This window comes from Variovorax sp. Soil_C_33, from assembly GCF_057656935.1.
The window spans coordinates 144,894-169,743 of the sequence record NZ_JBDGJK010000008.1; the positions used below are offsets into that span (position 1 = coordinate 144,894).

The window sequence follows — 24,850 nt, forward strand, 5'->3', positions numbered from 1 at the left end:
TGCGAAACCGCATCGAAGCTTATGCCCGACGGCCGGCTGAACCGACTCCGAAACATTGCGCCCCATGGTCCGCCCCACCCAACAACTCCATCCCCCGCGCGAACCGGCGCCGCCGCTCGCCGCCGCCACCGTGCTTCTGTTGCGCGACACGCCCGAAGGCATCGAGGTCCTGATGACGCGCCGCTCCCCAGGCGCGAGCTTCGCGCCCGGCGCCTACGTGTTCCCCGGCGGCCGCATCGACGAAGGCGACCGCGCCGCGCACCGCATCGCTGCGCGCCGGGCCACCCAAAGCGAGGTGCAACTCACGCAGGCCGTGGCAGCGGTGCGTGAAAGCTTCGAGGAACTGGGCGTCCTGCTCGCGCGCCACGAGGACGGGCGCCCCGTCAGTGCCGAAGACGTGGCCGCCATGGACCGCAGCACGGCCGCGAGCGCCGTCGCCCTGGCCGACCAGTGCGCGGCGCGCGGACTGCGGCTTGCGACCGACGAAGTCTTCACCTTCGCGCACTGGATCACCGACCGCGACCTGCCCAGGCGCTTCGACGTGCCCTTCCTAGTGGCGCGCATGCCCGAGGCCCAGATGCCGACCGCCGACGAGACCGAGCAGTTCGAGCCCTGCTGGGTGCGGCCGGCCGATGCGCTGGCGCGCCACAAGGCCGGCAGCTTCCTCATGATCTTCCCGACCGTGCGCACGCTGGAGCGCATGGCCGCCTACGACTCGGTCGATGCCCTGATCGACGCCTGCGCGAACCGCGCGGGCGGCGAAGGCCCGCTGTTCACCAGCTGTCCGCGCGCCGGCCTGCTGCGCGGCCAGGAGGCGCGCTACATGGAGCACGAATCGCCCTACGGCGAGCTGGCGCTGGTCTGCCCCGACGGCCAGATCGTGCATGCGCTCGACTGGCAGAGCGATTCGCCGGTGCCGCTCCTGAAGAACGTGCGGCGCCTGACCGCGCCGAACCCCGGCGCGATGACCGGACCGGGCACCAACAGCTACATCGTCGGCGATGCAGCCAGCGGCTACGTCGTGATCGACCCGGGGCCGAACGACGCGGGCCACATCGAGCGCCTGCACCGCGCCACCGGCGGCGACATCCGCATGATCGTGTGCACCCATTCGCATGCCGACCATTCGCCGGGCGCCGCGCCGCTGCAGGCGCTCAGTGCATCGAAGCCGCCGATCCTCGGCCTGGCCTCGGCGCCGAGCGCCCGCGCCTCGGCGCGCTTTTCGCCCGACCGCGCGCTGCAGGACCAGGAGCGCCTCGTGCTGGCACGCCCGGACGGCAGCACGCACACGCTGCGCGCCGTCCACACCCCCGGCCACGCGGCCAACCACCTCTGCCTGGTGCTGGAGGAAGACGGTCTCCTGTTTTCCGGCGACCACGTGCTCAACGGCAGCACCACGGTGGTCGATCCGCCGGACGGCAACATGAACGCCTACCTCGACTCGCTCGACCGGCTCGACGCGCTCTGCGCCGAAGGCGACATCCGCTTCATCCTGCCGGCGCACGGCTACGTGCTCGGCAAGGCGCGCGCCGCCATCGCCTACCTGAAGGCGCACCGCCTGAAGCGCGAAGCCAAGATCGCCGCCGCGATGCAGCGCCTGCCGCAGGGCACTCCCGAGGATTGGCTGCCGCTCGCCTACGACGACGTGCCCGAACGCATGTGGCCGGTGGCCGCACGATCGCTGGCCGCGCATGTGGAGCGCATCCGGCAAATGGCGGCGCCATGACCGACACCGAAGAAGGCATCCGCCTGGCCAAGCGCGTGGCCGCGATGGCCGGCTGCTCGCGGCGCGAGGCCGAGCTGCTGATCGAGAACGGCGCGGTTCGCATCGACGGCGAACCGGCGCTGCTGCCGCAGACGCGCGTGCAGGCGCACCAGCAGGTCGAGATCGAAGCCGGCGCGCGGCCCGAGCCGGTGGTGCCGGTCACGCTGCTGCTGCACAAGCCGGCCGGCATGCCGACCGACAACGCGCACCGCCTGCTGGCGCCCGCCAACCACCACGAGCCCGAGCGTGCGGGCCTGCGCTTCCTGCCGCGCCACGTGGCGGCGCAGCGCTGCATGACGCCGCTCGAAACCGGCGCCAGCGGGCTGGTGGTCTTCACGCAGGAGTGGCGCGTCGAGCGCAAGCTGCAGGAAGACGCGGGCATCCTCGAGAACGAGGTGATGGTCGACGTGGCCGGGCCGGTCGGGCCCGACGTGCTCGCGCGCCTCGAACGCGCCTCCGCGGCACGCGTCAGCATCGGCCAGCAGGCCGAGGGCCACACCGGCCTGCGCTTTGCGATCAAAGGTCCGCGGCCGGGGCAGATCGCGCACCTGTGCGACGAGGCGGGCCTGCGCATCCTCGCGATGAAGCGCATCCGCATCGGCCGCGTGCCCCTCGCGGGCCTGCTGCCCGGCCAGTGGCGCTACCTGCTGCCCAGCGAAAGGTTCTGAGCTGAAAAAAGTGTGAAGCCCGCCGATAGGCCGGATTCTGTGCATTGAGGTTGCCCCCAACGTGACCGCCATTACTCTGGGCCGTTTGTCGCCAAACGGCTCGGTGCCACCTACCCGCCAACTCTGCGGAACCACATCGACGCTGGCCTACTTGGTGTTGCTGCGCGCAGAGATTGCCCGTTTCACCCGGCCGGGGTTGCCCGCGGCCGACTCGTCTCTGTTGCTCTGATCCTCACCTCGCGGTGGAGAGCCGTTAGCTCCTGCGCTGTCCTGTGCAGTCCGGACCTTCCTCCAGTGCGCTCTTTCGAGACTTGCACCAGCGGCGGTCTGGCGTGCTTCACACGGCGATTATCGCGACAATGGCGGCCCCCTTGGCGCCACACGAAGGAATCCCGCATGAAAGCCCAGAACATCCTGCAGACCATCGGCAACACGCCGCACATCCGCATCCAGCGCCTGTTCGGCCGAGCGACGCAGCAGGTGTGGATCAAGTCCGAGCGGGCCAATCCCGGCGGCTCGATCAAGGACCGCATCTCGCTCGCGATGGTCGAGGATGCCGAGAAGTCCGGCGCGCTCAAGCCCGGCGGCACCATCGTCGAGCCGACCTCGGGAAACACCGGCATCGGGCTCGCGATGGTCGCGGCCGTCAAGGGCTACAAGCTCGTTCTCGTGATGCCCGACAGCATGTCGCTCGAGCGCCGGCGCCTCATGCTGGCCTACGGCGCGACCTTCGACCTCACGCCGCGCGAGAAGGGCATGAAGGGATCGATCGCGCGCGCCGAGGAAATCGTCGCCGGCACGCCCGGCGCCTGGATGCCGCAGCAGTTCAACAACCCGGCCAACGTCGAGGTGCACGCGCGCACCACAGCCGAGGAGATCGCGGCCGACTTTCCCGATGGGCTGGACGTGCTCATCACCGGCGTGGGTACCGGCGGCCACATCACGGGCTGCGCGCGGGTGCTCAAGAAGAAGTGGCCCAAGCTCAAGGTGTTTGCCGTCGAGCCCGTGGCCTCGCCCGTGATCTCGGGCGGCGCGCCTTCGCCGCACCCGATCCAGGGCATCGGCGCCGGCTTCATTCCGAAGAACCTCGACACCGAACTGCTCGACGGCGTGATCCAGGTCGACGCCGAACCGGCGCGCGAGATGGCGCGCCGCTGCGCCGCGGAAGAGGGCATGCTGGTCGGCATCTCCTCGGGCGCCACGCTCACCGCGATTGCGCAAAAGCTGCCCGAGCTGGCGCCGGACGCGGTGGTGCTGGGCTTCAACTACGACACCGGCGAGCGCTATCTGTCGGTCGACGGCTTCCTGCCGGTTTGAGCTTCCGTCCCGGGCCAGAGGCACCTGAGGCGATTGCGAGCGCCGCGTCAGCGAGCGTGCCTGCGCTTTGCGCGTAGCCGCTCGAGGATCGCACGCTTGCCGGAATCGGCCCTAGCGTCCGGCTCGCGGAGGCCGCCGCCCTTGCCTATGTAGAGCGCGTCGATCTCGGCCGCTGATTTCTCAGTCAGCACTCCGCTGGCATAGGCCGCGATGCTGCGCCGGATGAACTCCGACTTGCTGACGTGCAGCGCCGCGGCTGCGCGTTCCAGCAAGATTTCGTCTTCGGCAGGCAGTCGGATGGACAAGGTCATGGGTTCGCTCCCGTACCGCGGAATTTACAATCACCACCCCGACCAGCGCCAGCTGCCCGATAACCACGGGCCAACAGCCATGATCCGCGTCTCCGAACTCAAACTCCCTCTTGACCACGCCGACAACGCGTTACCCGCGCTGATCGCCGCCACGCTGGGCATTGCGCCCGGCGACATTGCGTCGCACACCGTCTACAAGCGCAGCTTCGATGCGCGCAAGGCCGAACTGCTCACGGTCTACATCGTCGACGTGGCGCTGGTCGATGCGAATCAGGAAACCACGATACTGGCGCGACATACCGGCCGGCCGCACGTACAGCCCGCGCCCGACATGGTGTGGCGCGCGCCGGTCCAGGCCCCTGCCGGATTGCCGCTGCGTCCCGTGGTGGTCGGTTTCGGCCCCTGCGGCATCTTCTGCGCGCTGATGTTGGCGCAGATGGGCTTCAACCCCATCGTGCTGGAGCGCGGCAAGACCGTGCGCCAACGCACTAAGGACACCTGGGGCCTGTGGCGCAAGAGCGTGCTGAATCCCGAGTCGAACGTGCAGTTCGGCGAGGGCGGCGCCGGCACCTTCTCGGACGGCAAGCTCTACAGCCAGATCAAGGACCCGCGCTTCCTCGGCCGCAAGGTGATGGAGGAGTTCGTCAAGGCCGGCGCGCCGCCCGAGATCCTCTACGTCGCGCATCCGCACATCGGCACCTTCAAGCTGGTGAAGGTGGTGGAGAACATGCGCGAGCAGATCACCGCGCTGGGCGGCGAGATCCGCTTCGAGCAGCGCGTGACCGATGTGCTGATCGAGGACGGGCACCTGCGCGGCCTGACCGTGCTCGACCAGCGCACCGGCGAAAGCAGCGAGCTGCGTGCCGACCACGTGGTGATGGCGCTCGGCCACAGCTCGCGCGACACCTTCGAGATGCTGCATGCGCGCGGCGTGCACATCGAGGCCAAGCCCTTCTCGATCGGCTTTCGCGTCGAGCATCCGCAGGGCCTGATCGACCGCGCGCGCTGGGGCCGGCATGCCGGCCATCCGCTGCTGGGCGCGGCCGACTACAAGCTGGTGCACCATGCGAGCAACGGCCGCTCGGTGTACAGCTTCTGCATGTGCCCGGGCGGCACGGTGGTGGCCGCCACCAGCGAGCCGGGCCGCGTGGTGACCAACGGCATGAGCCAGTACTCGCGCAACGAGCGCAACGCGAACGCGGGCATCGTGGTGGGCATCGATCCGCGCGACTTCCCCGGGGACGCGCTCGCCGGCATCACGCTGCAGCGCGAACTCGAATCCAATGCCTTCGTGCTCGGCGGCGGCGACTACCGCGCGCCGGGCCAGCTCGTCGGCGATTTCGTCGCCGGCAAGCCATCGGCCGCGCTCGGCAGCGTCGAGCCCTCCTACAAGCCGGGCGTGACGCCGGGCGACCTGCATGCCGCACTGCCCGGCTATGCGATCGAGGCGATACGCGAGGCCTTCCCGGCTTTCGGCCGGAAGATCAAGGGCTTCGACCTGCACGACGCGGTGCTGACCGGCGTCGAGACGCGCACCTCCTCGCCGATCAGGATCACGCGCGGCGACGATCTCCAAAGCCTCAACGTGCGTGGCCTCTATCCGGCCGGGGAAGGCGCGAGCTATGCGGGCGGCATCCTCTCGGCCGGTGTCGACGGCATCAGGGTGGCAGAAGCGGTCGCGCGTGAACTAGTTCACACCTGCGCCGAATAAGCGCCCGGCGCGACCTTCGAGCCTCCGCGCCGATGCCGGGCCAGCCCGCGCCGAAGCTACATTGCGCGGGCCCAATTCCGGGCGAGGAGGACTCAATTGAAAAGAATCATCGGACTGCTGTCCGTGGTCGTGATCGCGTCGGTCTTCATGACCGGCTGCGCGGTCAACCGGGCCACGGCAACGGTCGATCCCTCGGCACAGCTCGACAAGCTGCGCACGGTGCAGGTGAAGAAGCTCGAAGGGGAGGATGGCAGCGTCCGCAAACTCATCGCCGACAACCTCCGGGCGCGCGGCTATGCGGTGGCGACGGACGGCCAGGCGCAGGAGAAGGTCGATGCGGTCGTGACCTATGTCGACAAGTGGATGTGGGACATCACCATGTACTTGCTTGAACTGACGATCACGATCCGCGACCCGCAGACGGACTATCCGCTCGCCAACGGCAACTCGTACCACACCTCGCTGACACGCAAATCGCCGCCCGAGATGGTGGACGAAGTGCTCGGCAACATCTTCAAAGAATCAGGAAAGAAACAATGATCAAGAACACCCTGCGCCGCGCCGGCGCGCTGGCCGCCCTCGCCGGCATCGTGCTTCTCGCCGGCTGTGCCACTTCCGCGAACCGCGACGCAATGACCGCCGGCAGCATCTCGTCGGCGAAGAAGAACCCTTATTCGCTCTCGGTCAAGACGGGCGGCGGCAACGAGACGAGCGCCATGGGCAGCTCGGAAATCTCCAACGACGATCTGCGCGCGGCCATCGAGAAATCGGTGACGCAATCGGCCCTGTTCAAGGAAGTGGTGCAGGGCAAGAACGGCGACTACGAGCTGTCGGTCACGGTGGCGCGGCTCAGCAAGCCGACGTTCGGCGCCTCCTTCACCGTCGATATGGAGGCCGGCTGGTCGCTCGTCAAGGCTTCCGACAAGTCGGTCGTGATGCGCAAGTCCATCACTTCGAGCTACACGGCGTCGATGGGTGATTCGCTGGTGGGCGTCACCCGCCTGCGCCTCGCCGTCGAAGGCGCGGCGCGCAACAACATCAAGCAGGGCCTGGAGGCGATCGCCGCCATGAATCTCTGAGCAGGGCTCCAACCCAACGAAAAAGGGGCCGGTCGGCCCCTTTTTACATGCTGCGGAAAACTCAGCCCTGCGCGTTCTGCAGCGCCGCGATGCGCTCTTCGATCGGCGGGTGCGTCGCAAAGAGCTTGCCGATGCTGCCCGTGATGCCCATGGCCTCGACTGCCTTCGGCAACTCGCCGGGCGGCAGGCCGCCAAGGCGCGCGAGCGCGTTCATCATCGGCTGCTTGCGGCCCATCAACTGGGCCGCGCCGGCATCGGCGCGGAACTCGCGCTGGCGCGAGAACCAGGCCACCACGATCGCGGCGGCGAAACCGAGCACGATGTCGAGCACCAGCGTGGTGATCATGTAGCCGATGCCCGGGCCGGTGCTGTCGCTGCCGCGGCGCAGGAAGCCGTCGACCACATAGCCGATCACGCGCGAGAGGAACACGACGAAGGTGTTCATCACGCCCTGGATCAGCGTCATGGTGACCATGTCGCCGTTGGCCACGTGCGCCACTTCGTGGCCGATCACGGCCTCGACTTCTTCGCGCGTCATGTTGGCCAGGAGGCCCGTCGACACCGCGACCAGCGAGGAGTTCTTGAACGCGCCGGTGGCGAAGGCATTGGGGTCGCCCTCGAAGATGCCGACCTCGGGCATGCCGATGCCGGCCTTGTCGGCGAACTTGCGCACGGTCTGCACGATCCAGGCCTCGTCGGGCGACTGCGGCTCGTTGATGATGCGCACGCCGGCGCTCCACTTGGCCATCGGCTTGCTGATCAAGAGCGAGATGATCGCGCCGCCGAAGCCCATGACCAGTGCAAAGCCCAGCAGGGCGGTGAGGTTCAGACCGTTGGCCGTGAGGTAGCGGTTGACGCCGAGCAGGCTGGCGACGACGCCGAGCACCGCGACCACCAGGACGTTGGTCAGGACGAACAGAAGGATGCGTTTCAAGTTGATTTCTCCGTGGGTACAGGCGATGGCTCGCCGTGGCGAGCAAATGAGGGCCGCCACCCGGGTTTCAAGCGGTGGACGGTCGGGGCAGGCAGTTGTTCTTGGTTGTGGAGCCCCGTGCGACTCAGGCGTACAGAGTGATGATAGGAGCAAAAGTTCGGCGTCAAGTGCACGCCACCACGCTCACTCCGGGTAAAGCCGGCCCGCCGGCCGCGGCGGCCTGAAGACATCGGTATCGTCATAGAAAGCGGGGGCCTCGTTCGGCGCCCACCAGCCGGGCACGCCGAGCACGGGCAGCGGAGCGAAGGGCTTGCTCACAAGATGCGTGGGGTCCAGCGCGTGCGCGATCCGCGCGTCGTCGATCGCGATCGAAGGGCTGGCGCCGGGCGCGCGCAGCACATGCGCCGTCATCGGCTTGCGCGGCGAGCTCAGCTTTTCGAGCAGCGCATGGCCGAAGACCAGCAAGCGCGCCTCGCGCCACAAGGCCCGCTCGGCCACGAAGAGCCGTTGCCAGTCGCGCGCGAGCAGCGCCTCCCACAACGCAGCGGGCGCATCCAGCACGGCGCCGTTCTCGTCGAAGAGCGTGAGCGCATCGCGCAGCGGCCCGCGCACGGCGCCGACGCCGGCACGCGCGATCTCGGTCGCCTGCAGCGCGTTGAGGCACCGCTTGGCCAGAGGGAAATGCAGCCACACGAGGCCGTTGAAGAAGTCGTGCAGGTCCTCGCGCGTGGGCACCTGCGCGGTGCGGAAGATGAAGGCTTCGTAGGCTTCGTGGGGGGGCGTGCAGTGCGCGGGCACGAAGCGCAGGGGGCCGGCCGGCAGCTCGATGGGCACGGGCTCGTTCGACAGCGCCTCTGCCACGCCGAGGCCTTGGGCCATCGCCGCGCCGGCAACGGCCGCGCGCCGCGCATAGGGCGCGAGCCAGGGCCGCGCCGTATCGAACGGCCAGGCAGGCTTCACGACGGCAGCGGACCGACGTACTGCACCTTGTTGGGCGTCTTCTCCGGCGTCAGCGCGAACAGCTCGGGGTATTTCTTGAACAGCTTGGGCGAGCTCGCGCTCTTGCCCAGCAGCTTGGCGCCGCGCAGCCGCTCTGCCGCGTGGTTGAGCTCGATCTTGCCGCCCGCGCCTAGCTCGGGCACGGCGTCGAGGATGCGCAGCACGTCCTCCGGCAGCACGGGCATGCGCGCCACGGGCGGTGCCGGGGCCTTGGCGCGGCGCGGTGCGCGGGCCGCCCGCTTGGCCGCCGGCTTGGCGGGGGCCGGCCTGTCGGACTGATGGTGCTGGAGGTCGATGAAACTGTCGTAGACCGCGACGGTCTCGTCGCCGGTCTTGCCCTGCTGGCCGATGCCGCAGACGCGGCAGCCTTTTTCGCGCAGCCGGATCACCAGCGGCGCGAAATCGGAATCGGAGGACACCAGCACCACGATGTCGGGGCGCTCGGCCACAGCCAGATCCATGGCATCGACCGCGAGCGCGATGTCGGTGCTGTTCTTGCCGGCCGACAGGTTGACCATCGGCCGCACCGAAAGCCGCTTGAAGAGGGCCTGCTGCTTGAGCGCGGTCTCGGCATTGCAGTACGCGCGCCGCACGTGGATCGCGCCGTGCTCGGCCATCGTGCGCTGCACGGCCTGCTCGACCACGTCGGACGAGACGTTGTCGGCGTCGATCAGCAGCATCACGCACGGGGTGGGGGTCATGCGAGTCTCCACGCCACGGTTTCGCCGCCGCGCAAGGGTTTGAGGGTCGCGTCGCCGTACGGCACCGTTTCCGGCACGGTCCAGCTTTCGCGCTTCAGGGTCACGGTGTCGCTGTTGCGCGGCAGGCCGTAGAAGTCGGCGCCGTGGAAGCTCGCGAAGCCTTCCAGCTTGTCGAGCGCCTCGGCATGGTCGAAGGCTTCGGCATAGAGCTCGAGCGCGGTCAGCGCCGTGTAGCAGCCGGCGCAGCCCAGCGCATGCTCCTTGAGGTGCGCCGGATGCGGCGCGCTGTCGGTGCCGAGGAAGAAGCGGTCGCTGCCGCTGGTGGCGGCCTCGACCAGCGCTACGCGATGCGTCTCGCGCTTGAGCACCGGCAGGCAGTAGTAGTGCGGCCGGATGCCGCCGGTGAAAATGGCGTTGCGGTTGTAGAGCAGATGGTGGGCGGTGATGGTGGCGGCCGTGTGGCGGCCGGCATCGCGCACGTAGTGGGCGCCCTCCTTCGTGGTCAGGTGCTCGAACACCACCTTGAGCTCGGGGAAATCGCGGCGCAGCGGAATCATCACGCGATCGATGAACACGGCCTCGCGGTCGAAGAGGTCGACCGCGGGGTCGGTCACCTCGCCGTGCACCAGCAGCAGCAGGCCGTGCTTCTGCATCGCTTCGAGCGTCTTGTAGGTGTTGCGGATGTCGGTCACGCCGGCATCGCTGTTGGTGGTAGCGCCGGCCGGGTAGAGCTTGAGGGCGCACACGCCGGCCGCGGCAGCGCGCGCGACTTCCTCGGGCGGCAGCTTGTCGGTCAGGTACAGCGACATGACCGGCTCGAAGCTCAGGCCCTCGGGCACGGCAGCGCGGATGCGGTCGCGGTAGGCAATGGCCTGCTCGGTGCTCGTCACCGGCGGACGCAGGTTGGGCATGATCAGCGCGCGCCCGAACTGGCGCGCCGAATGCGGCACCACGGCCTCGAGCGCGGCGCCGTCGCGCACATGCAGGTGCCAGTCGTCGGGGCGGGTGAAGGTGAGGGTATCGGTGGAGCTGGTCATGGCGGGATTGTCCCATTGCGCCGCAGGCCCGAGGGCATGCCAATTGCTTGCCCGCGATGCCCCACAGGAAGACCCCCACGATGCTGTCCACTGCCATGCTCTACTTTCGCGAGACGGCGCGCGCCGGATCGCTGCGCCGCGCGGCCGAGATCCTCGGCATCGCGCCCAGCGCGGTCAGCCGGCAGATCGCCAACCTCGAGACCGAGCTCAAGATCCTGCTGCTCGACCGGCGCGCCAACCGCACGACCCTGACGCCGGCCGGCGAACTGGTGCTCGCGCACGCCGAATCGGCCCTGCAGGAAAGCACGGCCCTGCGCGCCGCCTTGCAGGAACTGGTCGGCAAGCCCTCGGGCACGGTGCGCATCGGCAGTATCGAGGGCATGGTCGGGCACTTCCTCGCTTGCAATCTCGCGCGCTACCAGAAGCACCATCCGGACGTGAAGGTGCAGGTCTCGGTGGTGGGCTCACGCGCGGTGCTCGAAGCGCTGCAGGAATGCCGCATCGACATGGCGCTGGCCTTCAACCTGGCCGAGCGACATCCGTTCCGCGAGCATGCGCGGCTGGAACAACCGCTCTGCGCGTTGGTCGCGCCTGCGCACCCGCTGGCGCAGCGGCGCTCGGTGTCCTTTCTCGAGCTCGCAGGGCAGCGCGTGGCCCTGCCCGACCGCAGCTTCCAGATCCGCCACCTGGTCGACCGCATCGCGGCCAAGCTGGGCGTGGAACTCGAACTCGCGATCGAGACCAACACGCTCGAGATGGCGCGCGGCGTGGTGCGCAATGGCGCGCTGGTCACGCTGATGCCGCGCTATGCCGCGCTGCACGAGGTGGCGAACGGCGACCTCTGCGCGGTGCCGCTCAAGGAGCGCGACTTCGCACAGACCGCGACCAGCCTCGTCACCCTGCCGACGCAGCGCCTCTCGCCGGCCGCGCGCTCGCTGCTGGAACTGCTCGCCGCGGCCATGGGCCGCTACGGCGGCAAGGCCGGCGGGCGTTCTGATTTCGGCAACATGCGCATGCCCGGATCGGCCTTCTCTCCAGCGCATCCCGTCCCTAGAGTGGTTGCTGATCAGGAGGAATCGAATGGCAGCAGCTGAGCTGGTGGACTTCCCCGATGGGGGCTATCGCTATCTGAAGGGCGTGTTCCAGTACTCGGGCGGCGTGGCCGCGCTTCCGGGCTTCGCGATCGAGCGCATGGTGTTTCCCGAGACGCTGCCGCTGGCCGAGGGCTTTGAGGCGGTCGCGGCCCACCTGGCCGCGCTGGGGCGCCCGCTCGCGGCGCTGTGTGCCTGCGAGCTGCGTTCGCCCGCGCCGTTCTCCGAAGCGGGCTTCGAGGCTTTCAACCGCCACTACGCGGGCACGCTCGAAGGCTGGGGGCTGGCGCGCGGGGAGCGCAATCCGGTGGCGCGCACCAACGTCTGCCCGCTCGTGAGGGTGCCCGCCGCGCCGGCCTTCCATGCCTTCTCCTACACCGTCGCAATCGGCGACGGTCCCGGCCCGGCCAGCTTCGTGATTTCGGGCGGCGGCGAGGCGCGCGACGGCCGGGGCAGCTACCGCGAGGGCATGGTGCGGCTCGGCGACACCAGCCGCGAGGGCCTGCGCGAGAAGCTGCGCTACGTGATGGGTGAAATGGAACGGCGCAGCGCAGCGCTCGGCTTCGGTTGGGTTGACGCCGGCGCCGTGCAGGCTTACACCGTGCACGACATCGGCGCGCTGGTGTTCGACGAGATCGTCCGGCGCGGCGAGCTGGGCTGCGGGCTGACCTGGCATCTCACGCGCCCGCCGATCGTCGACATGGAAGTCGAGATGGACCTGCGCCGCGTGCGCTGCGAACGGCTGTGGTCGCGCCCGTGAAACCCGCACTGGCACGGCTCGTGCATGACTTCTCATCGAATCATTTTGTTGTCCTGAACAGGAGTTCTCCGTGAAGCGTGTCGTTCCGTCCCTGCCCCTGAAACCCCTGGCCGCCTGCGCCGCCCTGCTGGCGCTGGCGCTGGCGCACCCCGCCGCCTTCGCCCAGGAAAAAACGCTGCGCATCGCAATGACCGCCGCCGACATTCCGCGCACGCTGGGCCAGCCCGACCAGGGCTTCGAGGGCAACCGTTTCACCGGCATCCCGATCTACGACTCGCTCACGCAGTGGGACCTCTCGAAGGCGGATGCGCCCAGCGTGGTGATTCCCGCGCTCGCGACGTCCTGGGCGGTGGACGCGAAGGACAAGACCAAGTGGGTCTTCAAGCTGCGCCCCGGCGTCAAGTTCCATGACGGCTCGGCCTTCAATGCCGACGCGGTGGTCTGGAACGTGGCCAAGGTGCTCGACAAGGAAGCGCCGCAGTTCGACCCCAGCCAGGTCGGCGTGACGGCCTCGCGCATGCCCACGCTCAAGAGCGCCCGCAAGATCGACGACCTGACGATCGAGCTCACCACCAGCGAGCCCGACGCCTTCCTGCCGATCAACCTCACCAACCTGTTCATGGCCTCGCCGGCCCAGTGGGACGCCAAGCTCAAGGCCGTGCCGGCCAGCGTGACGGCGCCGGCCGAGCGCTCGAAGGCTGCATGGACCGCCTTCGCGGCCGACCCGGCGGGCTCCGGCCCCTTCAAGGTCACGCGCTTCGTCGCGCGCGAGCGCCTGGAGCTGGCCTCCAACAAGAGTTACTGGGATGCCAAGCGCGTGCCGAAGATCGACAAGGTCGTGATGCTGCCGATGCCCGAGGCCAATGCGCGCACGGCCGCGCTGCTGGGCGGCCAGGTCGACTGGATCGAGGCGCCCGCGCCCGACGCGATGCCGCAGATCACGCAGCGCGGCTTCAAGATCTACTCGAACGCGCAGCCGCACGTGTGGCCCTGGCAGCTCTCCTTCGTCGAGGGCTCGCCCTGGCTCGACAAGCGCGTGCGCCAGGCGGCCAATCTCTGCGTCGACCGCGGCGGCCTGAAACAGCTGCTGGGCGGCATGATGGCCGAGCCCAAGGGCACGGTGGCGCCGGGCCATCCGTGGTGGGGCAACCCCAAGTTCGACATGAAGTACGACGTGAAGGCCGCGCAGGCGCTCATGACGCAGGCCGGCTTCTCGGCCGCCAAGCCGGTGAAGGTCAAGGTGCAGATCTCGGCCTCGGGCTCGGGCCAGATGCAGCCGCTGCCGATGAACGAGTTCGTGCAGCAGTCGCTCAAGCAATGCTTCTTCGACGTGCAGTTCGATGTGATCGAATGGAACACGCTGTTCACCAACTGGCGCAAGGGCGCCAAGGACGCATCGGCCAACGGCGCCAATGCCACCAACGTGAGCTTCGCGGCGATGGACCCATTCTTCGCGATGGTGCGCTTCGTGAGCACCAAGGCCTTCCCGCCGGTGTCGAACAACTGGGGCTACTACGGCAGCCCGGAGGTCGACAAGCTGGTGGCCGATGCCCGCACCAGCTTCGACGACAAGGCGCGCGACGCCGCGTTGGCCAAGCTGCATGCGTACATCGTGGACGACGCGCCCTTCGTCTGGATCGCGCATGACGTCGGCCCGCGCGCGCTGTCGGCCAAGGTCAAGAACGTGGTGCAGCCCAAGAGCTGGTTCATCGACATTGCGACGATGACGATGGATTGAGGCCCCCAGCCGCATGTTCGCCTACCTGCTGCGCCGCGTCTTCTACGCCATCCCGATCATGATCGGCGTGGCCTTCGTGTGCTTCGCGCTCGTGCACCTGGCGCCGGGCGATCCGCTGGTGTCGATCTTGCCGCCCGATGCCTCGGCCGACCTGCAGGCGCAGTTGCGCGAGCTCTACGGCTTCAACCGCTCGCTGCCCGAGCAGTTCGTGCTGTGGGTGTGGCGCGCGATGCACGGCGACCTGGGCGTCTCGATCGCGAGCAACCGTGCGGTGGCGGGCGAGGTGCTGACCGCGGTCGGCAACACGCTGCGCCTGGCAGTGGTCGCGACCGCGATCGGCTTCGTGCTCGGCTGCCTGTTCGGCTTCGTCGCTGGCTACTTCCGCAACTCCTGGCTCGACCGCGCGGCCTCCATGCTGTCGGTGCTGGGCGTGAGCGTGCCGCACTACTGGCTGGGCATGGTGATGGTGATCGTCTTCTCCTCGCAGCTCATGTGGCTGCCCGCCACCGGCGCCGGCCCGGGCGGCTCGAACGACTGGGCCTGGGACTGGGAGCATCTGCAGTTCCTCGTGCTGCCCGCGCTCACGATGTCGGTGATCCCGATGGGCATCATCGCGCGCACGGTGCGCGCGCTGGTGGCCGAGATCCTCGAGCAGGAGTTCATCGTCGGCCTGCGCGCCAAGGGCTTGACGCACTTCGGCGTGTTCCGCCACATGGTGAAGAACGCGGCACCTACCGCGCTGGCCGTGATGGGCCTGCAGCTGGGCTACCTGCTGGGCGGATCGATCCTGATCGAGACCGTGTTCTCCTGGCCCGGCACCGGATTCCTTTTGAACTCCGCGATCTTCCAGCGCGACCTGCCGCTCTTGCAGGGCACGATCCTCGTGCTGGCGCTGTTCTTCGTATTGCTGAACCTGGTGGTCGACGTGCTGCAGACGCTGCTCGACCCCCGTATAGCTCGCAGCTGAAATGACCCACCCCCGTTTCTTGCTCACTTCGTGTAGCCGAATCCCCCCTCAAGGGGGCAACACCGGCGGCCCAGCAAAGCCAGTTCCGCGGTGTTCCCCGAACGGGCTTTGCTTCGCTCGCCGCGCCCCAGCCGATTGAACCGATGTCCGCCATCATTCCCGCCATTCCCTCCGGCGCGGCGCAAGCGCTGCCCATGCAACGCTCGCGCGGCTACTGGACCTCCGCCCTGCTGCGCTTCACGCGCGACCCGGTCGCGATGGGCGCGGCGCTGGTCGTGCTGCTCTTGATCGCGCTGGCCGTCTTCGGCCCGTGGCTGGCGCCGGCCGATCCGTACCAGTCGTCGATGCTCAAGCGGCTCAAGCCGATCGGCACCGAGGGCCTGCCGCTGGGCAGCGACGAGCTGGGGCGCGACATGCTGTCGCGCCTGATCGTCGGCGCGCGCCTGTCGCTCTTCATCGGCATCACGCCGGTGATCTGCGCCTTCATTCTCGGCGCGGCGATCGGCATTCTCGCGGGCTATGCGGGCGGCATCGTCAACACCGCGATCATGCGCACCATCGACGTGTTCTATGCCTTTCCCTCGGTGCTGCTGGCGATCGCGCTGTCGGGCGTGCTGGGCGCGGGCGTGGTCAATTCGCTGATCTCGCTGACCATCGTGTTCATCCCGCAGATCGCGCGCGTGGCCGAGAGCGTGACCACGCAGGTGCGCGGCCGCGACTACGTGGAGGCCGCGCGCGCCTCGGGCGCCGACGCCTTCACCATCGTGCGCGTGCACGTGCTGGGCAATGTGCTGGGGCCGATCTTCGTCTACGCGACCAGCCTGATCGCGGTCTCGATGATCCTGGCCTCGGGCCTGTCCTTCCTCGGCCTGGGCGTGAAGCCGCCGGAACCCGAGTGGGGCCTGATGCTCAACACCCTGCGCACCGCGATCTACGTGCAGCCCTGGGTGGCTGCCCTGCCGGGCGTGATGATCTTCATCACCTCGATCTCGTTCAACCTGCTTTCCGACGGCTTGCGTTCGGCAATGGACAACAAAGGATGAACGCGATGGAAGCAATCAGCGACATGGGCGGCCCCGCGCAGCCCCTGATCACGATCCGCGGGCTGCAGAAGCACTTCCCGCTCAAGAAGGACCCGCTGGGCCGCGGCGGCGGCGTGGTGCGCGCGGTCGACGGCGTGGACTTCGAGGTGCTGAAAGGCGAGACCCTCGGCGTGGTCGGCGAATCGGGCTGCGGCAAGTCGACCACCGCGCGGCTCCTGATGCAGCTCATCGCGCCGACCGCCGGCGAGGTGGTCTTCGACGGCCGCGCCGTGGGCAGCCGCGACCTGCCGCTGAAGGATTTCCGCCGCCAGGTGCAGATGGTGTTCCAGGACAGCTATGCCTCGCTGAACCCGCGCCTCACGATCGAGGACTCGGTCGCCTTCGGGCCGCAGGTGCACGGTGTGGCGCACAACGAGGCGGTGCACCGTGCGCGCGACCTGCTCGCGCGCGTGGGCCTGGAGCCGCAGCGCTTCGCCGAGCGCTACCCGCACGAGCTCTCCGGCGGGCAGCGCCAGCGCGTGAACATCGCGCGCGCGCTGGCCTTGCAGCCGCGCATGGTGATCCTCGACGAGGCCGTGTCGGCGCTCGACAAGTCGGTCGAGGCGCAGGTCATCAACCTGCTGCTGGACCTGAAGGCCGAGTTCGGCCTCACCTACCTCTTCATCAGCCACGACCTGAACGTGGTGCGCTACATGAGCGACCGCGTGATGGTGATGTACCTGGGCCAGGTCGCCGAGATCGGCCCCTCGCACGCGCTCTACGAAGCGCCGGCGCATCCCTACACGCGCGCCCTGCTGTCGTCGATGCCCTCGATGGACCCCGACCACCGCACCGAGGAGGCGGCGCTGGCCGGCGACCCGCCGAATCCGATCAACCCGCCCTCGGGCTGCCGCTTCCATCCGCGCTGCGCGCTGGCGGCGCCGGTGTGCAGCCAGCGCATGCCGGCGCGCGTGGTCGCCGGCGCGCAGCAGGCCGTGAGCTGCCTGATCCACGAGCCGGGCAGCGGGCATCCGATGGCGCAAGCGCTGGCGCAGGCCGCATGACTCCCATGTCCGACACCTCATCAGCACCCTCCTGCGCGCCCGAACCCATGGTGAGCATGCGCGAGCTCAGCGTCAGCTTCACAGGCGGCCGCAAGCCCGTGCATGCCGTGACCGGCGTGAACCTCGACGTGCAGCGCGGCGAGGTGGTCGCGTTGATCGGCGAATCGGGCTCGGGCAAGAGCGTGACCATGCGCACCCTGCTGCGCCTGCATCCCGAGCGCCGCACGCGCATGGGCGGCCAGGTCCGAGTGGCCGGCCGCGACGTGCTGACGATGACGCAGGCCGAGCTCATGGATTTCCGCGGCAAAGTGGCGTCGATGATCTTCCAGGAGCCGCTGCTGGCGCTGGACCCGGTCTATTCGGTCGGCGCGCAGATCGTCGAAGCGATACGCCGGCACGAACCCGTGTCCGCCGCCGAGGCGCGCCGGCGCGCGCTGGAACTGTTCGAGCGCGTGCGCATCCCGAGCCCCGAGCGGCGGCTTGCGGCCTATCCGCACGAGATGTCGGGCGGCATGCGGCAGCGCGCGATGATCGCGCTGGCCCTGGCCTGCCGGCCGCAGCTGCTCCTGGCCGACGAGCCCACTACCGCGCTCGACGCCACGGTGCAGATCCAGATCCTGCTGTTGCTGCGCGAGCTGCAGCGCGACCTGGGCCTGTCGGTGGTGTTCGTCACGCACGACATCGGCGCCGCCGTCGAGGTGGCCGACCGCATCGCCGTGATGTATGCCGGGCGCATCGTCGAGGAAGGCACCGCGCGCGAGCTGATGCGCGCGCCGCGCCATCCGTACACGATCGCGCTCTTGAAGAGCCGGGCCCACGGCGCGCTGGCGCGTGGCAGCCGCCTCGAAACCATCGGCGGCGCGCCGCCCGACCTGTCGGCGCTGCCGCCGGGCTGCGCCTTTGCCGAACGCTGCGCGCTCGCGAGCGAGGCCTGCCGCACGGCGCAGCCGCCGGTGGTCGAGCTCGCACCGGGCCATCGCGCGCGCTGCATCCATACCGGCGCCGCCGCGGCCATCGCGCCGGTGGTCATCGCCTGACCCCCACTCGACACTTCACCATGCCATTGCACGACCCTGCCCACGCCTTCGTCCCCTACCCCGACGTGCCCGTCCGCAGCGCGCCGACCGGGCCGTTGGCCGACCTGCGCTTCGGCGTCAAGGACCTGTTCGACGTGGCTGGCTACCCGACCGGGGGCGGCAGCCCCATCGTGCTCGCGATGTCGGGCATCAAGACGCGCACCGCGCCGACCGTGCAGAAGCTGCTCGACGCCGGCGCCCGCTTCGCCGGCAAGACCGTGACCGACGAGCTCGCGTTCTCGATGAACGGCAACAACGCGCATTTCGGCGCGCCGATCAACGGTGCCGCCAGGGACCGGATCACGGGCGGATCGTCCTCGGGCTCGGCCTCGGCCGTGTCCTCGGGCCTGTGCGACTTCGCACTCGGCACCGACACCGGCGGCTCGGTGCGCGCGCCGGCCAACCACTGCGGCCTGTACGGCCTGCGCCCGACGCATGGCCGCGTCAGCCTCGAAGGCGCACTCGACCTCTCCCCCAGCCTCGACACCTGCGGCTGGTTCGCACGCGACATCGGCACCTTCGCGCGCGTGGCCGACGTGCTGCTCGGAGCCGACGCCAACCCGCTGCCGGCCAAGCTTCGGCTGCTGTGGCCGACGGACCTGTGGGCAATGCTGGAGGCGCCGGTCAAGGACGCGCTCGACGGCGTGGCCGAGCGCGTGCAGTCACTGCTCGGCAAGGCCTCGCCGGTCGAGGTCGCGCTCGAATCCTGGGACGCGATGTACTGGAACTTCCGCTACGTGCAGGGGCGCGAGTCCTGGCTCACCGACGGCCCGCTGATCGAACGCTACGCGCCGCCGCTCGGCCCCGGCGTCGCCGAGCGCTTCGCCTGGTCGCGCGACGTGACGGACGATCAGGTCAACGCCGCGCGCGCCTTCCGCATCGCCTTCCGATCGCGGCTCGCGGAACTGCTCGGCGCCGACGGCGTCCTGCTGATGCCCACCATGCCCGACATCGCGCCGCGGCGCGACGCCGCTGACGGCAGCCTCGAGGACTACCGCAACCGCGCGATCCGCATGCTGTGCGTAGCGGGACTCAGCGGATTTCCGCAACTCTCGATGCCGCTGGCGCAACGCGAGGGCGCGCCGCTGGGCATTTCGCTGCTGGGGCCGGCGGGGACGGATCGGTCCTTGATCGCGCTGGCGGAGCGCATGGGGCGGGATGGCGCCCGCCTCACTTAGCCGCGAAAAGCGTGGCCTTTTGCCGTATTGGGACCAAGTCCGATCTTCGTCACCGCCCTGCATTGAGTACCTTCGCGTTAGCATTCGCGCGCCAAAGGGGACTTGCATGAATACTTATCGCACGTTGATTCAAGCCACCGGCGTCGCCCGCACACTGAGTGCGCGTTCGGCGCGCACCATCGTCGTCTACAGGACCGACGACGAGAAGTTCGTGACGGCGGCCCCGAACGACCCCGTCATGGGAACGATCGAGGGCGTGTACCGCGACGGCTACGCCGTGCGAACAGTCCTGACACGGGCGCAGCAAGCGGGCTAGGACGACTTTTCGAAAAAGGCGTTGAGTTCCACGCCCGAGGCGGCGTCCGCGAAGCCGTCGAAACGACCCTGTTCCGACAGCGTGCGGGCCGCACGCATGAACCCGCCCCATGCCGCGCGCGCCAGCGCACCGCCGACGCTGACGCGACGCACGCCGAGTTCGGCGATGTCCTGCAGCGTGAGCTCGCTGGTCGATCCGACGAGCAGGTTGACCGGCTTCGGCGCGACGGCAGCCACCACGGCCGCGATCTGCTCGCGCGTGCGGATACCCGGCGCGTAGAGGCAGTCGGCGCCGGCCTGTGCGTAGGCCCTGAGCCTGGCGATCGTGTCGTCGATATCCGGCCGGCCTTGAAAGAAGTTCTCCGCGCGTCCCACCAGCAGGGTGTCTCCGCCGGCCTCGTCGATCGCCCGGCGTGCAGCGCGAAGCCGCGCGACCGCGACGTCGATGGCATGAAGCGGATTCGCCGGATCGCCGGTCGAATCCTCGATCGACAGCCCGGCCACCCCGGTCTCGACGGCCATCCGCACGCTTTCCGCAACGCCTTGCGGATCGGGGGCGAAGCCGCTCTCGAAGTCCGCGTTCACCGGCAGATCGGTTGCCGCGACGATCTCGCGCAGATGGGCGAGGATGGTGTCCCGCGAGAGGGCGCCATCGGCCTGGCCCCGCGACCAGGCGAAGCCCGAGCTCGTCGTGGCCAGCGCCTTGAAGCCCAGGCCTTGCAGGAAGCGGGCGCTGCCCACATCCCAGGGATTCGGCAGCACGAAGCAGCCCTCGGCGTGGAGGGCGTGAAAAATGGCGCGTTTTTCGGCGACAGTGCGGGTCATGGGAACCTCGGCTTGGGGAATGGCCCTGGATTCTGAACGCAATGGCGTACGGGGGACAAGCAGGAGCGACGCAACGATCTTCCAAGGCGGCTGCCTCTGCGGCGTCGATCGCCGTCGGCAGACTGGACGAACCGCAGCGCGTGCGCATCGACGATCATGTATGGACGCAGCAACAGGTCCCGTGGTTTCGCATCGACGACGCGTTGCCGCGTTTTTTCATGAGCAGTAGTAGCATTGCCCACCAAGGCAGACGGCTCCAATCGAGGATTTGCACATGAACGAGAAGCCCACTGCCGAAGAAGAAGCCACCGCGGACCGAGCGTTCGCCCACGCCCGCTGGATCGACGCGCCGCGCGAGCGCGTCTTCAAGGCCTTCAGCGATCCCGCCCACCTGGCGCGCTGGTGGGGTCCGAACGGATTCACCAGCACATTTCACGAGTTCGACCTGCGTCCAGGCGGCGCTTGGCGCTTCGTCATGCACGGGCCTGACGGGGCGAACTACCCCAACGAAAGCGTCTTCGTCGAAGTCGTCGAGCCGGAGCGAATCGTCTTCGAGCACATGTCTCAGCATCACTTTCAGCTGACCATCACGTTTGACGCGCGAGGCGCCAAGACACTGGTCGGCTGGCGCCAGGTGTTCGACACCGAGGCTGAACGCCAGCGCGTGGCCAAGGTCGTGGTCGAGGCGAACGAACAGAACCTCGACCGCCTCGCCGCCGAGGTACTCAACGTGCAATGAACCGGACGTCTGCCGGCACGGCCAGGGCCATGGTGTCGCAGTCGACCGCGGCGCTCGCCCGCTCCACCACCACGAAGTCGCCCGCATCCACCGCCAGCAGCGCGTGATGCCAGGTGCCGGGCGCGAGCGTCACGCCCTGGTGGCCGTCGGTGACGAAGGCGGCGAGCGCCTCGGCCGCGGGCGCAGGGCCCGCCGGGGCGACCACGATCACGAAGCGGCGCTCGCCGAGCGGCACAAAGCTCTGGCTGCCCAGCGCGTGCCGTTCCAACTCGGTCACTGCATGCGGAAAACGGCGCGCCTGCGCGCGGAACAGCGCCAGCATCGGCCGACCGCCCTCGGCGCCGAGCTGCAGGTCGTCGACGAGGTCGAAGCGTCGGGCATTGCCGCCGTTGATGAGACGCCCCTCCGCTTCGGGCGCCGCGAGCACGGTGCCGTAGGGCGCAAAGGCTTCCGCAGTGAGCGGCTGCGCAAGCAGCATCACTGCGCGATCCCCGCTCGGTCCAGCATCGCGTGCAGCAGCACGTTGGCGCCGGCCGCGAGGTGCTCAGGCTGGGCATCCTCGATTTCGTTGTGCGAGATGCCGTCCTTGCAGGGCACGAAGATCATCGCGGTCGGCGCGGTGCGCGCGACGTACACCGCGTCGTGCCCGGCGCCGCTCACGATGTCGAGGTGCGCGAGGCCGGCACGCTCGGCACCTTCGCGCACCGCGCGCACCAGCGGCTCGGCGAAGTGGGCCGGTGGGAAGTAGACGGTCTGCGCGACCTCGACCGTGAGCCCGCCCTGCGCCTGCACGGCTGTGCAAGCCGCGCGCAGGCGCGCGTCCATGCGGTCGAGGCCCTCGTCGTCCGCATGGCGCAGATCGACCGTGAAGGTCACGCGACCCGGAATCACGTTGCGCGAGTTGGGATGCACCTGCACATAGCCGACCGTGCCGCGAGCGTTGGGCTGCTCGCCCATCGCGATCTGATGCACGCTCTGCATGAGGCCGGTGGCGCCCTGCAGCGCGTCGCGGCGCAGCTGCATCGGCGTGGGGCCGGCATGCGCCTCCTGGCCGGTCACGACCACGTCGTACCAGCGCTGGCCCAGCGCACCGGTGACCACACCGAGCGGAACGTCGGCATCCTCCAGCACCGGGCCCTGTTCGATGTGGGCCTCGAAGTAGGCGCCGAAGCGCGGCGCGCCGTCATCCACGGCGGCCGGCGTGTCGCCCGCGAAGCCGATGGCTTGGAGCGCATCAGCGACGGTGACGCCTTCGCGGTCGGCGGCGGCGAGCGCATGCGCGAGCGTGAAGGCGCCGGCATAGACGCCCGAGCCCATCATCACCGGCACGAAGCGCGAGCCTTCTTCATTGGTCCAGACGCAGACCTCGAGCGGCGCCACGGTGCGGACGCCGGCATCGTTCAAGGTGCGCAGCACTTCCAGGCCCGCGAGCACGCCGTAATTGCCGTCGAACTTGCCGCCGGTCGGCTGCGTGTCGATGTGGCTGCCGGTGGCCACGGCGAGAAGGCTCGCGTCCTGCCCCTCGCGGCGCGCGAAGATGTTGCCGATCGCGTCGACGCGCACGCTGCAGCCGGCTTCCTTCATCCAGCGCACGAAGAGCTCGCGGCCCTGGCGGTCGAGATCGGTCAATGCGAGGCGGCAGACGCCGCCCTTGTCGGTGGCGCCGAGCTGCGCTAGCTGCATCAGCGAGTCCCAGAGACGCTGCGGGTCGATGGAGAGCTCGGTGACCGCCGCGACTGCAGTTGTTGTTGAAGTGGCATCGTTCATACCGCGAGTACAGCAGAAAACGTGCCCAGGGTTCGGGAAGAGCGGCTGATAGGCGTTGCGGCAGGCGTGAGATCTCAGTGCGCCGCCGCGCTGTCAGGATCGGGTGGCGGCATCGTTGCACCGGGGCCCAACAGCGTCCGGCTGTCCCAGCCCTGCGCGCGCGCCAACTCGTCCAAGGCCTGGTCGTTCAGCGCCAGTCCGTCGATCGAATGGAACAAGCGCCGGCGCGCCGGATCGTCGGAGCCGAGGGCGCGGTAGACCACCGCGTTGAAGCATTCGACAAGGCCGTGTCCAACGTGCTGCACAACGACACGCTCGACCGGGTGATGGCCGAGCAGATGGAAGCGGTGGGCGCGCTCGAAGTCAGCGAAGACGAGCGCCGCTTCGCCGCGAAGATGCAGGCCACGATCTCGGCCGAGGAACTCGCCAGCAGCGCCAAGCATTTCGCCGCCGCGCTGCGCGACCCGCAGCCCATCGCCACCGGCATCCAGCCCTACCGGCCCCAGGGCCGCGCGGCCGGTGACCGGTTCGACCGACATGGGCGACGTGAGCTGGGCCGCGCCGACCACCCAGTGCCTGACTGCGTGCTTCGCCTGGGGCACCGGATTCCATTCATGGCAGATGGTCGCGCAGGGCAAGACCTCGCTCGCGCACAAGGGCATGCTGCTGGCCGCCAAGTGCCTGGCCGCGACCGGCGTCGCGCTGGCCGGGCGTCCCGACCTGCTGTGCGAGGCGGAGAACGAGCTGCGCGCCAAGCGCGGTGGCGCAGCCTACCGCTGCCCGATCCCGGACGATGTGCTGCCGCCGCCCGCGCGCGAGGCGGCGCAGACGGTCAGCCCCGCGCTCGCTCCAGGATGAAATCGATGAAGGTCCGCGTCGCCCGCGTGTGCTGCCGGTTCGGCATGTAGAGCATGAACATCTGCGTGCCGAAGATGCTGAGCCGCCAATCGTCCAGCGTGGTCAGGACTTCGCCGCGCCGCACGTCCTCCTGCACCACGTAATCGGGCACCAGCCCGATGCCGAGGCCGGCCAGGATGGCCTGGCGCAGGAACAGGAAGTTCTCGGAGATCAGTGTCGGCTCCAGCACCACCTCGCGCCGCTCCTCGCCCTGGTAGGCCGAGATGCGCAACTGCCGGCCGATCACGGCGGCGGTGACGACGGGCGCACCACTCAGCTGATCGAGCTGGGTGGGCAGCGCGTGTTCCTGCGCATAGGCACGCGAGGCGCAGGCGACATAGCGCACCGGCCCCAGCGCACGTGCCACCAGATTCAGCGGCGGCTCGGGAATCACGCGGACCGCGATGTCGACCTCGTCGCGCAGCAGGTCCTCGATGCGGTTCTCGAACAGCACGTCGAGCACGATGCCCGGGTACTGGCGCTTGAAGTCGATCAGCCAGTCGGACATCACCAGCTGCCCGTAGCCGCTGGGCACGCTGAGCCGCACGCGTCCCACCAGCCCCTCGCCCAGCGCGGAGGCCGATTCGCGCGCGGCCTGCAGTTCGCTCTGGATAGCGAGGCCGTGCTGGTAGAGGCGCTGGCCGATCTCGGTGGCTTCGGCGCGCCGCGTGGTGCGCCGCACGAGTTGCGCGCCGACCGAGCGCTCGAGCTGGTTGAGGTGGTAGCTCACGTTGGCGCGGCTCATCTTGAGCCGGCGCGCCGCCTCGCTCAGGTTGCCGGCATCGAGGATCTCGACCAGCAGGGTCAGCGATTGCAAATCCATGATGAGGCGCGCATTGTGTCAAATATTCTTTGACAGTCTGTCAACCGCTCATGCAATTGTCAAAGC

27 protein-coding genes and 1 other RNA gene are annotated in these 24,850 nt (G+C 69.0%); 17 read left to right on the forward strand and 11 right to left on the reverse strand.

Annotation, left to right across the window (positions count from 1 at the left end; all coding sequences use genetic code 11):
• The first annotated feature begins 64 nt into the window (after positions 1-64).
• Both AC3A6B_RS14510 and AC3A6B_RS14515 read left to right on the forward strand, forming a co-directional pair.
• The gene (locus AC3A6B_RS14510; protein WP_487837392.1) at positions 65-1,726 is read left to right on the forward strand and encodes an MBL fold metallo-hydrolase; all 1,662 of its coding nucleotides are present in this window, start codon (positions 65-67) and stop codon (positions 1,724-1,726) included.
• Positions 1,723-2,433, forward strand: coding sequence for an RNA pseudouridine synthase (locus AC3A6B_RS14515; protein ID WP_487837393.1), 711 nt, complete (start codon positions 1,723-1,725; stop codon positions 2,431-2,433). Before AC3A6B_RS14510 ends, AC3A6B_RS14515 begins: the two co-directional genes overlap by 4 nt.
• 10 nt (positions 2,434-2,443) lie before the next feature.
• On the opposite strand, the gene rnpB is transcribed toward AC3A6B_RS14515, so the two are convergent.
• Positions 2,444-2,772, reverse strand: an RNA gene (gene rnpB / locus AC3A6B_RS14520) — RNase P RNA component class A.
• A gap of 57 nt (positions 2,773-2,829) precedes the next feature.
• On the opposite strand from rnpB, the gene cysK reads away from it, so the two are divergent.
• A complete protein-coding gene (gene cysK, locus AC3A6B_RS14525) occupies positions 2,830-3,750 on the forward strand; it encodes a cysteine synthase A (RefSeq protein WP_487837394.1) in 921 nt (306 codons plus the stop codon).
• A gap of 47 nt (positions 3,751-3,797) precedes the next feature.
• Here the strand turns inward: cysK and AC3A6B_RS14530 are convergent, their stop codons facing one another.
• Positions 3,798-4,061 (reverse strand): ribbon-helix-helix protein, CopG family, encoded by a 264-nt coding sequence (locus AC3A6B_RS14530; protein WP_487837395.1) that lies wholly within the window; start codon positions 4,059-4,061, stop codon positions 3,798-3,800.
• A 79-nt stretch (positions 4,062-4,140) separates the two neighbouring features.
• Here AC3A6B_RS14530 and AC3A6B_RS14535 point away from each other — a divergent pair, with 79 nt between their 5' ends.
• The 3 genes from AC3A6B_RS14535 to AC3A6B_RS14545 all read left to right on the forward strand — a co-directional run bounded on the left by AC3A6B_RS14535 (position 4,141) and on the right by AC3A6B_RS14545 (position 6,851).
• Positions 4,141-5,772: an NAD(P)/FAD-dependent oxidoreductase gene (locus AC3A6B_RS14535; RefSeq protein ID WP_487837396.1), complete on the forward strand. Its 1,632-nt coding sequence runs from the start codon at positions 4,141-4,143 to the stop codon at positions 5,770-5,772.
• 96 nt (positions 5,773-5,868) lie between these two features.
• The gene (locus AC3A6B_RS14540) at positions 5,869-6,312 is read left to right on the forward strand and encodes a hypothetical protein (RefSeq protein WP_487837397.1); all 444 of its coding nucleotides are present in this window, start codon (positions 5,869-5,871) and stop codon (positions 6,310-6,312) included.
• The gene (locus AC3A6B_RS14545) at positions 6,309-6,851 is read left to right on the forward strand and encodes a hypothetical protein (RefSeq protein ID WP_487837398.1); all 543 of its coding nucleotides are present in this window, start codon (positions 6,309-6,311) and stop codon (positions 6,849-6,851) included. The genes AC3A6B_RS14540 and AC3A6B_RS14545 overlap by 4 nt, the downstream gene beginning before the upstream one ends.
• A 61-nt stretch (positions 6,852-6,912) precedes the next feature.
• Here the strand turns inward: AC3A6B_RS14545 and htpX are convergent, their stop codons facing one another.
• The 4 genes from htpX to pyrC all read right to left on the reverse strand — a co-directional run bounded on the left by htpX (position 6,913) and on the right by pyrC (position 10,522).
• Positions 6,913-7,785: a protease HtpX gene (gene htpX / locus AC3A6B_RS14550; RefSeq protein WP_487837399.1), complete on the reverse strand. Its 873-nt coding sequence runs from the start codon at positions 7,783-7,785 to the stop codon at positions 6,913-6,915.
• A 183-nt stretch (positions 7,786-7,968) separates the two neighbouring features.
• Positions 7,969-8,664, reverse strand: a complete 696-nt coding sequence (locus AC3A6B_RS14555; protein WP_487837516.1) for a DUF3025 domain-containing protein — start codon at positions 8,662-8,664, stop codon at positions 7,969-7,971.
• 77 nt (positions 8,665-8,741) lie between these two features.
• A complete protein-coding gene (locus AC3A6B_RS14560; RefSeq protein WP_487837400.1) occupies positions 8,742-9,485 on the reverse strand; it encodes an NYN domain-containing protein in 744 nt (247 codons plus the stop codon).
• A complete protein-coding gene (gene pyrC, locus AC3A6B_RS14565; RefSeq protein ID WP_487837401.1) occupies positions 9,482-10,522 on the reverse strand; it encodes a dihydroorotase in 1,041 nt (346 codons plus the stop codon). The genes AC3A6B_RS14560 and pyrC overlap by 4 nt, the downstream gene beginning before the upstream one ends.
• An 80-nt stretch (positions 10,523-10,602) precedes the next feature.
• Here pyrC and AC3A6B_RS14570 point away from each other — a divergent pair, with 80 nt between their 5' ends.
• The 9 genes from AC3A6B_RS14570 (at position 10,603) to AC3A6B_RS14610 (ending at position 19,734) form a co-directional block, all read left to right on the forward strand.
• Positions 10,603-11,616, forward strand: coding sequence for a LysR family transcriptional regulator (locus AC3A6B_RS14570; RefSeq protein ID WP_487837402.1), 1,014 nt, complete (start codon positions 10,603-10,605; stop codon positions 11,614-11,616).
• Positions 11,603-12,373, forward strand: coding sequence for a 2-amino-5-chloromuconate deaminase CnbZ (gene cnbZ / locus AC3A6B_RS14575; protein WP_487837403.1), 771 nt, complete (start codon positions 11,603-11,605; stop codon positions 12,371-12,373). Before AC3A6B_RS14570 ends, cnbZ begins: the two co-directional genes overlap by 14 nt.
• 70 nt (positions 12,374-12,443) lie before the next feature.
• Positions 12,444-14,111 (forward strand): ABC transporter substrate-binding protein, encoded by a 1,668-nt coding sequence (locus AC3A6B_RS14580; protein ID WP_487837404.1) that lies wholly within the window; start codon positions 12,444-12,446, stop codon positions 14,109-14,111.
• A gap of 13 nt (positions 14,112-14,124) precedes the next feature.
• Complete coding sequence (locus tag AC3A6B_RS14585) at positions 14,125-15,078, forward strand: ABC transporter permease (protein ID WP_487837405.1); 954 nt, start codon at positions 14,125-14,127, stop codon at positions 15,076-15,078.
• 143 nt (positions 15,079-15,221) lie between these two features.
• Positions 15,222-16,121, forward strand: coding sequence for an ABC transporter permease (locus AC3A6B_RS14590; RefSeq protein WP_487837406.1), 900 nt, complete (start codon positions 15,222-15,224; stop codon positions 16,119-16,121).
• 5 nt (positions 16,122-16,126) lie between these two features.
• Positions 16,127-17,164, forward strand: a complete 1,038-nt coding sequence (locus tag AC3A6B_RS14595; RefSeq protein ID WP_487837407.1) for an ABC transporter ATP-binding protein — start codon at positions 16,127-16,129, stop codon at positions 17,162-17,164.
• Positions 17,165-17,211: 47 nt separating this feature from the next.
• Positions 17,212-18,201: an ABC transporter ATP-binding protein gene (locus tag AC3A6B_RS14600; RefSeq protein ID WP_487837517.1), complete on the forward strand. Its 990-nt coding sequence runs from the start codon at positions 17,212-17,214 to the stop codon at positions 18,199-18,201.
• A 20-nt stretch (positions 18,202-18,221) separates the two neighbouring features.
• Positions 18,222-19,418 (forward strand): amidase, encoded by a 1,197-nt coding sequence (locus tag AC3A6B_RS14605; RefSeq protein WP_487837408.1) that lies wholly within the window; start codon positions 18,222-18,224, stop codon positions 19,416-19,418.
• Positions 19,419-19,524: 106 nt separating this feature from the next.
• Entirely contained in the window at positions 19,525-19,734 is a 210-nt protein-coding gene (locus tag AC3A6B_RS14610) for a hypothetical protein (RefSeq protein WP_487837409.1), read from the forward strand.
• Here AC3A6B_RS14610 and AC3A6B_RS14615 read toward each other — a convergent pair.
• Positions 19,731-20,558 carry an isocitrate lyase/PEP mutase family protein gene (locus AC3A6B_RS14615; protein ID WP_487837410.1) on the reverse strand — a complete coding sequence of 276 codons (828 nt, stop codon included), beginning with the start codon at positions 20,556-20,558 and terminating at the stop codon, positions 19,731-19,733. The two genes, AC3A6B_RS14610 and AC3A6B_RS14615, sit on opposite strands and share 4 nt — an antisense overlap.
• Positions 20,559-20,832: 274 nt before the next feature.
• On the opposite strand from AC3A6B_RS14615, the gene AC3A6B_RS14620 reads away from it, so the two are divergent.
• A complete protein-coding gene (locus AC3A6B_RS14620; protein WP_487837411.1) occupies positions 20,833-21,297 on the forward strand; it encodes an SRPBCC family protein in 465 nt (154 codons plus the stop codon).
• Here the strand turns inward: AC3A6B_RS14620 and AC3A6B_RS14625 are convergent.
• From AC3A6B_RS14625 to AC3A6B_RS14635, 3 genes are all read right to left on the reverse strand, one after another.
• Positions 21,284-21,775, reverse strand: coding sequence for an ureidoglycolate lyase (locus tag AC3A6B_RS14625; protein WP_487837412.1), 492 nt, complete (start codon positions 21,773-21,775; stop codon positions 21,284-21,286). The genes AC3A6B_RS14620 and AC3A6B_RS14625 overlap by 14 nt on opposite strands.
• Positions 21,775-23,064 (reverse strand): Zn-dependent hydrolase, encoded by a 1,290-nt coding sequence (locus AC3A6B_RS14630; RefSeq protein ID WP_487837413.1) that lies wholly within the window; start codon positions 23,062-23,064, stop codon positions 21,775-21,777. Before AC3A6B_RS14630 ends, AC3A6B_RS14625 begins: the two co-directional genes overlap by 1 nt.
• A gap of 74 nt (positions 23,065-23,138) precedes the next feature.
• The gene (locus AC3A6B_RS14635) at positions 23,139-23,603 is read right to left on the reverse strand and encodes a hypothetical protein (RefSeq protein WP_487837414.1); all 465 of its coding nucleotides are present in this window, start codon (positions 23,601-23,603) and stop codon (positions 23,139-23,141) included.
• Between AC3A6B_RS14635 and AC3A6B_RS14640 the strand changes: the two genes are divergently transcribed.
• Positions 23,584-23,922 (forward strand): hypothetical protein, encoded by a 339-nt coding sequence (locus AC3A6B_RS14640; RefSeq protein WP_487837415.1) that lies wholly within the window; start codon positions 23,584-23,586, stop codon positions 23,920-23,922. The two genes, AC3A6B_RS14635 and AC3A6B_RS14640, sit on opposite strands and share 20 nt — an antisense overlap.
• Here the strand turns inward: AC3A6B_RS14640 and AC3A6B_RS14645 are convergent.
• Positions 23,897-24,784 carry a LysR family transcriptional regulator gene (locus AC3A6B_RS14645; RefSeq protein ID WP_487837416.1) on the reverse strand — a complete coding sequence of 296 codons (888 nt, stop codon included), beginning with the start codon at positions 24,782-24,784 and terminating at the stop codon, positions 23,897-23,899. The genes AC3A6B_RS14640 and AC3A6B_RS14645 overlap by 26 nt on opposite strands.
• Positions 24,785-24,850: the final 66 nt, after the last annotated feature.

What these genes read in the sequence shown, in the direction of transcription:
- AC3A6B_RS14510 (WP_487837392.1), top strand. Translation starts at nt 65, where the DNA reads ATGGTCCGCCCCACCCAACAACTCCATCCCCCGCGCGAACCGGCGCCG.
- AC3A6B_RS14515 (WP_487837393.1), top strand. Translation starts at nt 1,723, where the DNA reads ATGACCGACACCGAAGAAGGCATCCGCCTGGCCAAGCGCGTGGCCGCG.
- cysK (WP_487837394.1), top strand. Translation starts at nt 2,830, where the DNA reads ATGAAAGCCCAGAACATCCTGCAGACCATCGGCAACACGCCGCACATC.
- AC3A6B_RS14530 (WP_487837395.1), bottom strand. Translation starts at nt 4,061, where the DNA reads ATGACCTTGTCCATCCGACTGCCTGCCGAAGACGAAATCTTGCTGGAA.
- AC3A6B_RS14535 (WP_487837396.1), top strand. Translation starts at nt 4,141, where the DNA reads ATGATCCGCGTCTCCGAACTCAAACTCCCTCTTGACCACGCCGACAAC.
- AC3A6B_RS14545 (WP_487837398.1), top strand. Translation starts at nt 6,309, where the DNA reads ATGATCAAGAACACCCTGCGCCGCGCCGGCGCGCTGGCCGCCCTCGCC.
- AC3A6B_RS14555 (WP_487837516.1), bottom strand. Translation starts at nt 8,664, where the DNA reads ATGGCCCAAGGCCTCGGCGTGGCAGAGGCGCTGTCGAACGAGCCCGTG.
- AC3A6B_RS14560 (WP_487837400.1), bottom strand. Translation starts at nt 9,485, where the DNA reads ATGACCCCCACCCCGTGCGTGATGCTGCTGATCGACGCCGACAACGTC.
- pyrC (WP_487837401.1), bottom strand. Translation starts at nt 10,522, where the DNA reads ATGACCAGCTCCACCGATACCCTCACCTTCACCCGCCCCGACGACTGG.
- AC3A6B_RS14570 (WP_487837402.1), top strand. Translation starts at nt 10,603, where the DNA reads ATGCTGTCCACTGCCATGCTCTACTTTCGCGAGACGGCGCGCGCCGGA.
- cnbZ (WP_487837403.1), top strand. Translation starts at nt 11,603, where the DNA reads ATGGCAGCAGCTGAGCTGGTGGACTTCCCCGATGGGGGCTATCGCTAT.
- AC3A6B_RS14585 (WP_487837405.1), top strand. Translation starts at nt 14,125, where the DNA reads ATGTTCGCCTACCTGCTGCGCCGCGTCTTCTACGCCATCCCGATCATG.
- AC3A6B_RS14590 (WP_487837406.1), top strand. Translation starts at nt 15,222, where the DNA reads ATGTCCGCCATCATTCCCGCCATTCCCTCCGGCGCGGCGCAAGCGCTG.
- AC3A6B_RS14595 (WP_487837407.1), top strand. Translation starts at nt 16,127, where the DNA reads ATGGAAGCAATCAGCGACATGGGCGGCCCCGCGCAGCCCCTGATCACG.
- AC3A6B_RS14600 (WP_487837517.1), top strand. Translation starts at nt 17,212, where the DNA reads ATGGTGAGCATGCGCGAGCTCAGCGTCAGCTTCACAGGCGGCCGCAAG.
- AC3A6B_RS14605 (WP_487837408.1), top strand. Translation starts at nt 18,222, where the DNA reads ATGCCATTGCACGACCCTGCCCACGCCTTCGTCCCCTACCCCGACGTG.
- AC3A6B_RS14610 (WP_487837409.1), top strand. Translation starts at nt 19,525, where the DNA reads ATGAATACTTATCGCACGTTGATTCAAGCCACCGGCGTCGCCCGCACA.
- AC3A6B_RS14615 (WP_487837410.1), bottom strand. Translation starts at nt 20,558, where the DNA reads ATGACCCGCACTGTCGCCGAAAAACGCGCCATTTTTCACGCCCTCCAC.
- AC3A6B_RS14620 (WP_487837411.1), top strand. Translation starts at nt 20,833, where the DNA reads ATGAACGAGAAGCCCACTGCCGAAGAAGAAGCCACCGCGGACCGAGCG.
- AC3A6B_RS14625 (WP_487837412.1), bottom strand. Translation starts at nt 21,775, where the DNA reads ATGCTGCTTGCGCAGCCGCTCACTGCGGAAGCCTTTGCGCCCTACGGC.
- AC3A6B_RS14630 (WP_487837413.1), bottom strand. Translation starts at nt 23,064, where the DNA reads ATGAACGATGCCACTTCAACAACAACTGCAGTCGCGGCGGTCACCGAG.
- AC3A6B_RS14635 (WP_487837414.1), bottom strand. Translation starts at nt 23,603, where the DNA reads ATGTCGGTCGAACCGGTCACCGGCCGCGCGGCCCTGGGGCCGGTAGGG.
- AC3A6B_RS14645 (WP_487837416.1), bottom strand. Translation starts at nt 24,784, where the DNA reads ATGGATTTGCAATCGCTGACCCTGCTGGTCGAGATCCTCGATGCCGGC.